The organism is Xanthomonas hortorum pv. pelargonii (assembly GCF_024499015.1).
Classification (GTDB): Bacteria; Pseudomonadota; Gammaproteobacteria; order Xanthomonadales; family Xanthomonadaceae; genus Xanthomonas; species Xanthomonas hortorum_B.
Genome location: NZ_CP098604.1, coordinates 2985262 through 2999080, shown reverse-complemented (window position 1 = coordinate 2999080; position 13819 = coordinate 2985262). Strand labels below are relative to the sequence as shown.

Here is a 13819-nt window from a genome sequence, read left to right as displayed (position 1 = left end):
GTTCTCTTAGGGGGTCGTCAACACTGCCACCGGCGCGCGTGCAAACAGCGTGGATAGCGCCAGGCGGCCTTGCTGCGGCTGCAACGTGCTGCCATCGAGCACATTACGGTATGTACCTTGCGGCAATGCCAACGCCGCCTGACCCCAACGTGCCGGCGGCACCAGCAACGGCAGATCGCCCTCGGTCTGGTCACCGGCACCCAGTCGCATGACCGCCACCACCAGCGACTGGCCGCGGTACTGACGACGGAACGCCAGCACCTGCGCATCGCCACTGACCGCCACGTTGAGCGGCTGATAGTCACCCTGCGCGAACAACGCCGGATGTTCGGCACGCAGCTGCAACAGCAGCGCGGTGAGACGCGCCTTGACCGCGCCATCGCGCCAGCTGCGCAGCAGCGTGTTCCAGTCGCGCGCCTGCGCCAGCCATTGCTGGCGCTGCGCGTAATCGACCGGGCGGCGATTGTCCGGATCCACCAGCGACAGATCCCAGCCTTCGGTGCCCTGATAGAGATCGGGCACGCCCGGCACGGTCAGGCGCAACGTGGTTTGCACCAGCGCATTGCGCGCGCCGGCGGCGGCGATGTGGTTGCTGGCGCGCAGCAGCGCACGCCGCAGCGGCAGCCCGGCGCGGCTGCACAACACCTGCTCCACGGTGGCTTGCACGGCCTGTTCGTAGGCTGGCGAGCCATCGGTCCAACTGGTGTGCAACTTGGCCTCGCGCACTGCCTTGAGCAGCCACTGCGCGATGCGCTCGGCGTAGGCGGCCAGCGGTTCGGTCTGATCGGCGCCCAGGCCGATCGGCCAGGCGGCGACCAGGGTCTGCCACAGCATCTGCTGGTCGCCACCGGCCAATGCCGGCGATTCCAGTGTCTCGGACAAGGCATCGAACTGGGTGCTCTGCTCGATCCACCAACGCGGCTGCTCTGAGACCACCGCCAACCGCATGCGCAGGTCTTCGCCGCGCTTGTGGTCGTGCGTGGCGGTGGCCAGCAGCGCGCGTGGGAAATGTTTGGCGCGCTCTTGATTCTGCGCATGGAACTCGGCCGCTTCATTGGCGAAGTGGGTCGGATGGCTGCCGACCTCGTTGCGCGACAGCAGCACGCCGTGCCGATAGAACGCGGTGTCTTCCACCGACTTGGCATTGAGCGGTGCAGACAACTGCTCCACGCGACGACGCAGGATGCGCCGCAAGGCGATCTGCGCGCGATCGGCGCCGGCATCGTCGAGCAACCAGCGCTCGATCGCATCGACGGCCGCAACGATCGACTCCGGCATGCCCTCGCGCGCACGCGCGGCGGTGGCGCGTAAGCGCTCGGCTTCGCTGCCGGTCACGCCCTTGGCACCGGCGTAGGTGCGGTACACAGGGAACCAGCGCAGCAGCACGCACAGGCCGCGCGCCAGCATCTGCGGGCTGAACTCGCGCGTGGGCGGGTCCAGCCGTGCCAATGCCGACAACGCACCGACGGCGCGATTGAATTCGGTCTGCAGCGGGCCACGCAGGATCTCGTCGCGTGCGGCGCGTTCTTCCTGGGCGAAATCGCCACTACGTCCGCTCATCTTCTGCCAGGCACGCGCCAGCGGCTTGAAGCCGGACGCGTCATGCAGCACGCCGCCCACCTGGTCCATGAAGTCGTAACCGGTGGTGCCATCGCAGGGCCAGTCGGCCGGCAAGGCTTCGCCGGGTGCCAGAATCTTTTCCAGATACAAGGCCAGCGTGCCGGGCTTGAGTCCGCGCTGACGACCGGCCGCATCCAGCCGGCTACGCAGCTTGCGCACATAACCGGTGGGGTCGGTGAGGCCGTCCACGTGATCGATACGCAAGCCATCCAGATGGCCCTCGGCCACCAGCCGCAGCGGCAGCGCATGCACCGCGTCGAACACCGCCGGCAGTTCCACCCGCAACGCCACCAGCGAGGTGATATCGAAGAAGCGGCGGTAATTGAGCATGTCGTTGCCCACGCGCCACCAGTTCAAGCGATATGGCTGGCGTTCGATCAGCTTGTGCAGGCGGCCATCGCCGCGTTTGGCGCCGTCGTTGTAGTCGCGCAGCCATTGGGCACGTGCGGCCTTTTCCGGCACCTCCAGCGTCTGCGGACGGATCGGGTAACGCTGGTCGTAATGCGCCAACGCCGCACTGCCGTCGTCCTCGACCACCAGCGTGATCAGGCCTTCGGCCAGTGCGGTGGCATACGGACGGTCCAGCACCGCCAGCCACAATTTTCCATCGCGGCCCGGTGCGCGCCAGTCGATGTCGAACCAGTCGGCATGTTTGGCGCTGCGGCCGTTACGCAAGACATCCCACCACCACGCATTGTCCGCGTGCGTGGCCATGTGGTTGGGCACGATATCGGCAATCAAGCCCATGCCGTGTTCGCGCGCGGCCTGCGACAAGGCGATCAACGCGGCTTCGCCGCCGAGTTCGGGATTGACCACGGTCGGGTCGATATTGTCGTAACCGTGCGTGGAGCCGGGTACCGCAGTGCCGATCGGTGACAGGTACAGATGGCTGATGCCGAGCCCGGCGTAGTACGGCACCTGCGCAAGTGCATCGTGCAGGGTGAAGCCGGCATGCAGCTGCAGGCGGGCGGTGGCGCGAAGGTCGATCATGGATGCGGTTCCGAAACGGCCGCGACGCGACGCGCCTCGGCAAAGCCCTGCAGCGCCGTACTCAGGCGCGCATGCGGCAAGGGATCGGGCAGGCGTCGGCGCCAGTTGGGATGGACCTCGACGGTGCCCGGCAGATTGGGTTGTTCTTCCAGCGCCAGCGCGTCTTCCACCGGCAACAGGGCCAGTGGCGAGACGCTGGTGGCGGTGAAGCGCAGCGCGCCCAGCAGCGGGTCGTTCGCAGCGCTCAGGCCGGCGTGTTCGACCGCCGCATCCAGACGTGCAAGATCCTTGCTCCGCGCGGTGACATCGTCGCTCGCCTGCGCGGGCTTGATCAGTTCCAGCTTGCGTCGCCAATCGATATCGCGGCCTTCGCGCCAGCCGGTCAAGGTGGGCAGATCGTGCGTGGTGGTGGTGGCCACCGCATCCGGCCGCCACAGCGTCGGCGACACAAAGGCGCCGTTGTCGTCGCGGGTGAACATCAACACATCGATGCCCATCACGCCACGTCGCGACAGTTCTTCGCGGATGCCGGGCGGCACCACACCGAGGTCTTCGCCGATCACGATGGCGCGATGCCGCCACGATTCCAGCGCGAGCAGATTGAGCAGATCGTGCAGCGGATAGGCCAGATACGCGCCCTCATTGGAGCTGGCACCTTCGGGCACCACCCACAGCCGCAGCAGGCCAAGAATATGGTCGATGCGGATGCCACCACGGTCGCGCAATACCGCGCGCAGCAGCGCGATATACGGCGCGTAGCCGCTGCGTCGCAATGCAGTGGGCGAATACGCGCCGATGCCCCAATGTTGGCCATCGGCATTGAAGGCATCCGGCGGTGCACCCAACACCAGGCCACGCAACACGGTGTCTGCGGCAGCTGCAGCTTCGGCGCCATTCGGGTCGAAGCCCACGGCCAGATCGGCGATCAAGCCGATCTTCATGCCACGCTCGTGCGCCTCGCGCTGCGCATCCGACCAACTGCGTGCTGCCAGCCATTGCGTGAATACATGCAGCTGCGGATCGCCATCGCCGAAATCCTGCGCGGCAAAGCGTGCAAAGCCCTCCAACGCAGCGCCGCCCTCGCTACGGAACGCGACCAGGTCGGCGTGATCTGCTGCGACGCGCGTGTACAGATGGCGAAGCAATTGCCACTTGGCCTGCGCAGACGCCGGCCAGTCGATCAATGCACTGTGATGCAGCGTATCGAAACGCTCGCGCAGCCCAGGCACTTCGTTGATCGCATCCAGTGCCAGTTCGCCCAGCACGCGCACCGGCGCGGCATGCAACGGATCCAGAAAGCGCCGGTCGCTGGGCGAATACGGGCTGTAGCCGCTGGTGACCGGGCGCGAGGCATGCACCGGGCTCAATGCCAATGCATCGGCACCAGCCAGCGCGGCATGCCGCACCCACTCCACCGTGCCGGACGCGTCACCAATACCACCGTCGTCGATGCTGCGCGCCGAATACACCTGCAGCGCCATGCCCCAGGCACGCGGAGCCGGCAATCCGCACGCATCGGCCACGCTGAAGCAGCGTTGCGGTGCCACTGCGACCTGCTGAGTCAGCCCGCCGATCTGCAGCGTCCAGTAACCGAACCGTTGCGGTGCACGCACCTGTCCTTGCGCATCCGCACGCGCTTGCTCGCTGGCACCGCTGTCATCCACCCAACGGCCGCTGGCATCAGGGGCAACCGACACGGGCAATAGCGCGGCCACCTGTACGGTCAACAGCGGTGCCGGTTCGATTGCCTGCGCCTTGCAGCGACGCAGGCTGTCTTCGCGTTGCGTGGCGGTGGCGGCAGGCAGTTCCAGCGCAGTGAGCACCGCATGCAGCGACTGTTCGGACACCTGCCGCGGCTGGTCGCTGGCATCCACCCAATCCACCATCACCCCGGCCGCTGCGGCCAGCGTGTGCAGATCCGCCCTGCTCAGATCGCGCGTACTCATGCGCGCTCCTCATGCCAGGCGATGAAGCCATCGACCGGCAACTGCTGCGCATCGGCAGCGACGTTTTCGGCATGCGCCACACGTCCGCGCAGTGGCGGCATCGGCACTGCAGAGGTGCCGACGTTGAAGGCGATATGCCACACCCCACCCGGCAACTCCCAGCTGGCAGTCACCGCGCCTTCGGCCAGCACACTGGCGCCCACGGCGCGCGCTTGCGCAAGACCTGGCACCAACCATTGGCGGCGCACGCCCAGCAAGGCGGTGAACCAAGCTGTCCATTGCGCGCCCTCGCCTTGCGCAGCGTCTTCGATCGGCGACCGCGAAGCGGCGAAGGTGGCGTGGCTGTTCGGGTCGGGAATGGTGGCGCGCTGCGCTTCGTCGGCGAATGCGGCGAAGTGGGCAAACTCGCGACGACGGCCTTCGCGCACGGCATCGTCCAGCGGCGGGCCGAAGTCTGTGAAGAACAGGAACGGCTGCGTGGCGCCCCACGGTTCGCCCATGAAAAACAGCGGAATCATCGGCGTCAGCGCGGTCAACGCCAGTGCGGCGCGCAGGCGTTGTTGCGACACCAGCACGCTCAGCCGCTCGCCACGCGCACGGTTACCGATCTGGTCGTGGTTCTGCGCAAAGATCACAAACTTGTGCGGCGGCAGATCACCACTGGGCTCGCCGCGCACATGTCCACGCGGATCCGGCTGGCCTTGATAGGCGAAGCCTTCGCCCAGCACGCGCGCCAGATGCTGGGTCGGTTGATCGGCAAAGGCGGCGTAATAGCCTTCCTCCTCGCCAGTCAGCAGCACGTGCAGCGCGTTGTGGAAATCGTCGTCCCATTGCGCGGTGTAGCCGCGCTGCAGCTGCGAGGCCTGGTTGAATTCGTTCTCCAGCACCAGATGCACGTGGCGACCGGCCGGCAGACTGGCCTGCACGGTCTGCCGCAAGGTATCCAGGAAGGCGTTCGGGGTGATCGCGTGCACCGCATCCAGACGCAGACCGTCGAAGCCGTACTCGTGCAACCACATCAGCGCATTGTCGAGAAAGTAACGCTGCACCTGCGGCTTGCGGAAATCGATCGCTGCGCCCCACGGGGTGGGCTTGTCTTCGTTGAAGAACGGGGCAGCGTAGCTGTGCAGATAATTGCCGTCCGGGCCGAAGTGGTTGTAGACCACATCCAGCAACACCATCAGGCCATGCCCGTGCGCGGCATCGATCAATGCCTTCAATTCGTCCGGTGTGCCATAGGCTTCCACCGGTGCGTACGGCAGCACGCCGTCGTAGCCCCAGTTATGCGCACCCGGAAACGCGCTCAACGGCATCAGCTCGATCGCGGTGATGCCCATTGCCGCCAGCTGCGGCAATTGCGCCTGCACACCGGCATAGCCGCCGCAGGTGCCGACGTGCAGTTCGTAGATCACCGCCTCGTCCCACGGCCGTCCCTGCCATTGGGTGTTGTGCCAGGCGTAGCCATCGCTGGGCTGCACGGCGCTGGGACCATGCACACCCTCGGGCTGCCAGCGCGAGGCCGGGTCCGGCACCGGCTCGCCGCCATCGACGCTGTAGCGATACCGCGCATCGGCGGCGCAGTCGATCAGCGCAGTGAAAAACCCATCCTGCCCGGCGTGCAGCGCGCGACGCACGCCGTCGTCGAAGACCACATCCACGCCCTTGGCATCGGGTGCCCAGAGCGCAAAGCGCACCTGTCCCTCACCCGCTGGCCATGCGCCCCATGCCGGCAGGGTGTCGTTGCGCTCGTTCATCGTTATTTCTCCGCTTGCAGATAGATCGTGGCCAGCGGCGGTAAGGTCAGGCGCAGGCGTTGTGCGTGCCCGTGCATGCCCATCGGCTCGGTCGCAAGACGACCGCTGTTGCCGAGATTGCTGCCGCCGTAATGGGCATTGTCGGTGTTGAGGATTTCGCGCCAGCCGCCGGCACGCGGCACACCAACGCGATAGTCGTGGTGCGGTTGCGGGGTGAGGTTGCTCACCGCCAGCAAGGGTGCGCCGCCATCGGGATCGTGGCGGATGAAGGCCAGCACGCTGTTGCGCGCATCGTCGGCCACGCTCCAGTCGAAGCCGTCGGCGCGATGGGTGCCGCGATACAACGCCGGCACGCGACGCAAGGCCGCGTTGAGATCGCCCACCAGTTGCTGCACGCCGCGATGCGGGGCGCCATCGAGCAGATGCCAGTCCAGCGATTGGTCGTGATTCCAGTCGCGCCATTGGCCGAATTCGGCACCCATGAACAGCAGTTTGTCGCCCGGATGCGCCCACATCAGCGCCAGATAGGCGCGCAGATTGGCGAAGCGCCGCCAGTCATCTCCCGGCATCTGACCGAGCAGACCACCGGTGCCATGCACCACTTCGTCATGCGAGAGCGGCAGCACGAAGCGTTCGGAGAACGCGTAGACCAGTCCGAAGGTCAGCTGGCTGTGGTGCTGCGCGCGCTCGGCCGGATCGCGCTGCATATAGCTCAGCGTGTCGTGCATCCAGCCCATGTTCCATTTGTGCGTAAAGCCCAGGCCGCCTTCACTGATCGGCGCGGTCACGCCCGGCCAGGCGGTGGATTCTTCGGCGATGGTCAGCACACCGGGAAAGCGCGTGGCGATCTCGCTGTTGAGCTGGCGCAGGAAAGCGACGGCTTCCAGATTCTCGCGGCCGCCATGCGCGTTGGGCACCCATTCGCCTTCGGCGCGGCCATAGTCGCGGTACAGCATCGAGGCCACCGCATCCACGCGCAGACCATCGAGGTGGTAGTGGTCGATCCACTCCAGCGCGCTGCCCAGCAGGTAGGCGGTCACTTCCGGCCGGCCGTAGTTATAGATCAGCGTATTCCAATCGCGATGCATGCCTTCGCGCGGGTCGGCATGTTCGTACAGGGCGGCGCCATCGAACTGCGCCAGGCCATGTGCGTCATCCGGGAAGTGCGCGCTGACCCAATCCAGGATCACGCCGATGCCGGCGCGATGACAGGCATCGACGAATTGGGCAAACCCATCCGGGCTGCCATGCCGCGCGGTCGGCGCATACAGCCCCAGCGGTTGATAGCCCCACGAGCCACCGAACGGATGCTCGGTGATCGGCAGCAGCTCGATATGGGTGAAGCCCAGCTGCTGCACATACGGAATCAGTTGTGCGGCAAGTGCCGGCCAATCCAGCGGCTGGTCATGCCCATCGCGGCGCCAGGAGGCGGCGTGCACTTCGTAGATCGACAGTGGCGCCGGCGCCGCACTCGCATCGCGCGCGGCGATCCAGGCAGCATCGGTCCACGCGAACGCTGCGGCGCCCGGTACCACCGAGGCCGTGGCAGGCGGCAATTCGCTTTGACGCGCTACCGGGTCCGCCTTGAGCAGCACGCGGCCGTCGGCGGCAGTGATGGCGTACTTGTAGCGGGTACCGGCTTCCACGCGCGGCAGGAACAGCTCCCAGAAGCCACCGATCCGCTGGCGCATTGGATGCCGCCGCAGCTCCCAGCCGTTGAAGTCGCCGACCACTGCCACACGTTGCGCGTGTGGCGCCCACACGGCGAAGCGCACGCCCGGCACATCGTTGCAGTGCAGATGCTGCGCACCCAAGGCGCTGCGCAGCGCCTGGCCATCGCCTGCGGCAATCTGCAGCAGCACGGACTCATCCAGCGTGGCGGCGAACGCGTACGGGTCTTCGATCTCCTGCACCACGTCCGGCCAGACGATGCGCAGCCGGTAAGGGCCCTCCACCGCCAACATGCCTTCGAACACACCCTCGATCGCGCCGGGCTGCATGCGTGCCAACAACTTGCCGCGTGGATCGATCAGCCCCATCGCCTCGGCGCCGGGCGCCAGCACACGCACCAGGCGGCGGCCGTCGGCTTGCAGACGCGGGCCCAGCACCGCGAAGGCATCGGTGGGCAATCCATCGGCCAGCGCCTGCAGGCTCCGCATGACTTCGGACGCCTCTTCCATGCTCACCGCCGTCGCTTCCGCCTCCTGCCCCTGCACGCCCAGCCGTTCGCTCATGACACCGTCGCAAGCGCGGGCGCAGTTGCGGCGGTGCGTTCGTAGAGGGAGAGGTACTTCTTGCCCGCCACATCCCATCCGCTGGGGCGCAGCATCGCCGCACGGCGCATCGCCGACAGCAGGCTGGGCAGGCGGAAGGTACGGAAGGCGCGCTCCAGGCAGCGGCGCAAAGCCTCCACGCTGGCTTGCTGGAACAGGAAGCCGGTGACGCCGTCATCCACCGTGTCGATCAGGCCGCCGGTGGCGTGCGCGATCGGCAGGCAACCAAAGCGCTGCGCGTACATCTGGCTCAGCCCGCAGGGCTCGAAGCGCGAGGGCATCAGCAGGAAGTCGGCACCGGCGAACATGCGCCGCGCCAGGCCTTCTTCGAAACCGATGAAGGCACCAACCTGGCCGGGATAACGCCGGGTCAGCTCGGCCACCTGCTGTTCGATCTCCGGCTCGCCGCCGCCGATCACCGCGATCTGGCCGCCGGCCGCCACGATCTGCGGGGCGACCTCGCAGATCAGGTCCAGGCCTTTCTGATGCACCAGCCGCGAGACCACTGCAAACAAGGGGCCGGTGCTTTCGCGCAGCCCGAACGCCTTGCGCACCTGCGCGGCGTTGGCCTGACGGCCCTGCCAATGATTCACGCTGAAATGCACGTCCAGATGTGCGTCGGTGCGCGGATCCCAGCTGGCGTCGATGCCGTTGACGATACCGGTGAGCGCGCCCTTGGCCGCGCGACCGGCCAGCAGGCGGTCCAGCCCGCAGCCCTGGGCCGGGCCGGTGATCTGCTGGGCATAGCTGACGCTGACCGTGTTGACGTGGTCGGCATGCACGATGCCACCGCGCAGGAACGACATCTGCCCGTAGAACTCCAGCTCGGCCACCCGCTCGGCGGGAATGCCCAGCGCGGCGGCCATCGAATACGGCACCAGGCCCTGATAGGCCAGGTTATGGATGGTCAACAGGCACGGCGTGGTGCCGCCGGACCAACGTACATACGCCGCCGCCAACGCGCACGGCCAGTCGTTCAAATGCAGCAGGCGTGGCTTCCAGCCCAGGCCGGCATGGCCGGCGGCAATCTGCGCGGCGGCATGCGACAAGGTGGCGAAGCGGATCGCGTTGTCTTCGAACTCCGAACCACTGGTGCTCACATACGGCGAGCCGTCGCGTTCGAACAGTTCCTTGGACAACAGGATGTAGATCGGCAGGCCATCGGACTGCACGATGCGGCCGATGTCGCAGGCAGGCAGCGCAGCATGCGCCAGCACCCGGCCGACGATCTCCACCTTGCCGGCGCGTGCCAGCACCGCGCGGTAGCCGGGGATCAACACCCGCACGTCGTAACGGTGGCGCAGCGCGCGTGGCAGCGCCGCGGCCACATCGCCCAGACCGCCGGCCTTGATGAAGTCCGCCATCTCCGACACCACGAACAGCGCACCACGCGTGTCGGCCAACGAGACCGGCAGGCGCTCGTGGTGCCGGATGAAACGCCCGCGTGCATCGCGCGGTCGCCCGCTCTTCTTCAGAGTAGGGATCATCGTGCTTCGCTCTAAGCGTGCGGTAGTAGCGTGCAGCGGCATCATGGCAACCATCTAAACGTCCGTCGTAAAGTGGGTGGAGACGGAAAAACAGCGAAGCGGAAACCATCGTCTGCCACTACGGCCAGGCGACCTGCTGCGAATGAGGAGCGGGGATGACGCGCGTACTCCACGTTGTCCTTGGAGATGAATCTACACCCCGACCAAATAAAAAATGCGTGAATACGTGCTGACTTTTCTGCGACAACCGACATTCCGTTGCGCATGGTTGCGCATGCAGGCAGGCATAAGCCGCACATTGCAGGGCAATGACGTGCCTCTATTGGTGCACCAGCACTGCAATGCACCGCAGGCGCGATCTTTCGGCGGCGCCCGCCGTCACTTGTATGACTTGTTCATGCGCACGCGCGCGGCACTGGTCGCGCCCGTGCCTGGCCGATGCGCGCATGCTGGTCATGCAGACTCTTGTCTGGCCCGCTTAAGCCACCCGCCTGCGCGCCGATAACGAGCGATAGCACTACGACTTTGAGACCCTGGCGCATGGCAGACCAGCCTGAACTCCCAAGCCGCCCGCGTGGCGGGCTGCGCCGCCTGTTGCCCTGGGGCGGGGCGGACAGCGCGCGCCCGGCTGCGGCCTTGCCGGCAGTGCTGAGCGGCGGGCAAGGCCTGGCGGCGCATCAATTGGTGCCGGCCAAGACCAAATCCGGCGCGCACGATCCTGCCGCCGCCACTGCCTTGCTGATACGCCTGTTCTCGCATGCGTCGCATCCGGAAGCCTTGTTGCTGTCGTTTGCCGAAGGCATCGCCAGCCTGCACGGCGAACTCGGCGACATGGGCGTGCGCCTGAGCGCGGCCTACGCGGCCGGCGACTGGCCTGGCTACGGCCGCGGCCTGCGCCAGTTGATCGACAAGTACATCCGCACCGTCGACACCGGCGATTCGCTGGCCGAAGGCCGCACCGAGGCCGAGCAGCTGCGCGATCTGTTGCGGCATGCATTGGGCAACGCACTGGCCACGCTGCTGCAACGCAGCCCGGAGCTGGCCGAAGAGGCGCAGACACTGGCCTCGGCGCTGCGTCATTGGCGCCCGGGGCATGAACTGATCACGCTGGAACAGCGGCTGCGCGAGCTGAGCCACCAGATCGGCCTGCGCGCCGAAGATGCCAGCGAGCAACAGAACCTGTTGCTCGGCCTGTTCGACCTGTTGCTGGAGAACGTGGGCGAACTGCTCGACGACCGCAGCTGGCTGCAAGGCCAGATCTCGGTGGTGCGGCAACTGATTTCCGGCCCGCTGGACGTCGGCTCGATCGAACAGGCACGCGGCACCTTGCGCGAGGTCATCTACAAGCAAGGCCTGCTCAAGCAAGGCATCACCGACTCAAAGACGGCCATGCGCGAAATGATGGTGTCGTTCGTCGACAGGCTCGATGGCATGGCCACCAGCACCGGCGAATACCATGATCGCGTTGCCGGTTATTCGCAGGCGATCGGCGACGCACGCGGCATTCCCGACCTCAATCGCCTGTTGCAGGACCTGCTGCAGGACACCGCAGGGGTGCAGGCGCAGGCACTGGCCGCACGCGACGAACTGCTCTCGGCCCGACGCCAGGTCGAAGATTCCGAGCAGCGCATCGCCTCGCTCGAACAGGAACTCAAGGACGTGGCCGGCCTGGTGCGCGAAGACCAGCTCACCGGCGCGCTCAACCGGCGCGGTTTCGAAGAACTGTTCCAGCGCGAAGCCGCACGCACCCAGCGCAGCGGGCAGCCGCTATGCGTGGCGATGCTGGACCTGGACGACTTCCGCCGCCTCAACGAGACCCACGGCCATGCCGGCGGCGACGCCGCGCTGCGCCATACCGTGGACGTGGCCAAGGCCGTGCTGCGCACCACCGATGCCATCGCCCGCTTCGGCGGCGAGGAATTCGTATTGCTCTTGCCGGACTCCACCATCTTCGAAGCCAGCGCGGCGGTGATCCGCCTGCAGCGCGCGCTGGCCCAACGCTCGTTGCTGCATGACGACGTGCGCGTGTTCATCAGCTTCAGCGGCGGCGTGGCATTGCGCCATCTCGACGAATCCCAGGACGATGTGATCCGCCGCGCCGACCGCGCCATGTACGACGCCAAGTCGGCCGGCAAGAACCGGGTGATCAGCGCGGATTAGCGGCACGTGCCGACAGGTGCGTCCCCGCACCGGACCCGACGCCTGCGTGGGGCAAGCAGAGTCAGCGCCCTCCGTCGCCTCATTGGCTGGACAGGCATCTTGCCAATCGCTTCAAGGGCTCTGCCAACGCAGCCTGAGATAGTCCACCACCTGCTGCGTCTGGGCCGCAGCGAGAGATCCGTGGCGAAACAACATGCAGCCGCCAACCTCAGGCAGCGATGCATTCACGTCCAGCTGGCGGGCGATCTCGGGCACACCGCCGTCCACTGTCCAATCCGGCTCCAGTGCGTTGGCAGTGCCGACCTTGTACAACGCCATGCCGATATAGAGTTGCACGCGCCGACCGCGCACGGTGTCCGCCCACCAGCGTGCGATGGTGTCGTAGCGCACTGCCTGGCGTGCCAGCGGCCAGTAAATCTGCGGCACGATGTAGTCCACGAGTTCTTCGCGAACCCAACGGCGGGTATCGGCGTAACTGGTATCGAATGCGGGCGCACCTGCCTGTGTGTCCGAGCCCAGCGGATCATCCTGACGATTGCGCCACACCCCGGCCGGGCTGACCCCAAATGCCACCCCTGGCCTGATCGCCCGAATGGTCCTGGCCACCTCTCGCATCAATCGATAGGTGTTGTCGCGGCGCCAATCCCCTTTGTCGGCAAATCCGGCCCCATGGGCGGCATAGGTCTGTGCGTCGTCGAGGGGAGACTGCGCCGATTCGGTGTAGAAGTAGTCATCGAATTGCACCCCATCCACGTGGTAGAACGCCACCAGTTCGGCGACCACGCCACAGATCCAGCGACGCACGGCCGGAATGCCGGGATCGAGCACCAGCCGATTGGCCGCCACGCCCACCCAGTCGGGGTGGCGCAGATAGACGCTCTGCGGCGAATCGGTCGACGCAGTGGCAAACGCATCCAGCGTGGCCTGGTCCAGGCCGGTCGAAACACGATAGGGATTGAGCCAGGCATGCACCTGGATGCCCCGCGCATGCGCATGCCGCAGCAAGAATGCCAGCGGGTCGAAACCCGGGTCTTTGCCTAGAACGCCGGTCATGACCGGCGACCATGGCAGGATGCGCGAGCGGTACAGCGCATCGGCACAGGGCTTGACCTGAAAGACCAGGGTATTCAGATGCAGCGCCTGGGCCTGATCGACGATTGCCAGCAATTCCCGCTGCTGCACCGCGATGCGTTCGGCAGGGTCGACGATCCGTGCGGACGCGGCACTTGGCCAGTCGAGATTGAACACGCTGGTGATCCAGGTTGCGCGCATCTGAACGCTCGCGGGCGTGGCTGCGCTGGCTGGAACGCCCACGATGGCCGCAGCCATTGCTGCCGAACCCAAACCGAGAAAGCGCCGCCGACCGATCACGGGGGAGCCGCCGGCAGGTGCCGCATCCCGATCCGCTGCAGACATTGCCTGGCGCGCTTGATCCGGCTGCTGCACGGCAGGCCGCGCCGCATGCGTGTTGTCTTGTTCTTTAGCCGTCTTTTTCACGCATCCCTCCTGCATCGCGCTGCTGCAGTGTGGCCCGGTCTCTACGCCAGGCTGCCGTCATGCAGCACATTCCGATACAACCCAGGAGGCAC

General features: G+C 66.5%; 7 protein-coding genes. 1 reads left to right on the top strand and 6 read right to left on the bottom strand.

Annotation, left to right across the window (positions count from 1 at the left end; translation table 11 throughout):
- Positions 1–6: 6 nt before the first annotated feature.
- From treY to glgA, 5 genes are read right to left on the bottom strand one after another with little or no spacing between them, the layout of a single operon-like run.
- A complete protein-coding gene (treY, locus tag NDY25_RS13120; protein ID WP_168959101.1) occupies positions 7–2610 on the bottom strand; it encodes a malto-oligosyltrehalose synthase in 2604 nt (867 codons plus the stop codon).
- On the bottom strand, positions 2607–4556 hold the full coding sequence (malQ, locus tag NDY25_RS13115; protein WP_168959102.1) for a 4-alpha-glucanotransferase: 1950 nt from the start codon (positions 4554–4556) through the stop codon (positions 2607–2609). Before malQ ends, treY begins: the two co-directional genes overlap by 4 nt.
- Positions 4553–6310 carry a malto-oligosyltrehalose trehalohydrolase gene (gene treZ / locus NDY25_RS13110; protein ID WP_168959103.1) on the bottom strand — a complete coding sequence of 586 codons (1758 nt, stop codon included), beginning with the start codon at positions 6308–6310 and terminating at the stop codon, positions 4553–4555. Before treZ ends, malQ begins: the two co-directional genes overlap by 4 nt.
- Positions 6311–6312: 2 nt before the next feature.
- Positions 6313–8544, bottom strand: a complete 2232-nt coding sequence (locus NDY25_RS13105) for a 1,4-alpha-glucan branching enzyme (RefSeq protein WP_168959104.1) — start codon at positions 8542–8544, stop codon at positions 6313–6315.
- Positions 8541–10124 carry a glycogen synthase GlgA gene (gene glgA / locus NDY25_RS13100; RefSeq protein ID WP_168959105.1) on the bottom strand — a complete coding sequence of 528 codons (1584 nt, stop codon included), beginning with the start codon at positions 10122–10124 and terminating at the stop codon, positions 8541–8543. The genes NDY25_RS13105 and glgA overlap by 4 nt, the downstream gene beginning before the upstream one ends.
- Before the next feature lie 486 nt (positions 10125–10610).
- Between glgA and NDY25_RS13095 the strand changes: the two genes are divergently transcribed.
- The gene (locus NDY25_RS13095) at positions 10611–12230 is read left to right on the top strand and encodes a GGDEF domain-containing protein (protein WP_168959106.1); all 1620 of its coding nucleotides are present in this window, start codon (positions 10611–10613) and stop codon (positions 12228–12230) included.
- Between the two features lie 111 nt (positions 12231–12341).
- Here NDY25_RS13095 and NDY25_RS13090 read toward each other — a convergent pair whose 3' ends face one another.
- Positions 12342–13646: a glycoside hydrolase family 10-like protein gene (locus tag NDY25_RS13090; protein ID WP_251754963.1), complete on the bottom strand. Its 1305-nt coding sequence runs from the start codon at positions 13644–13646 to the stop codon at positions 12342–12344.
- Between the last annotated feature and the right edge of the window lie 173 nt (positions 13647–13819).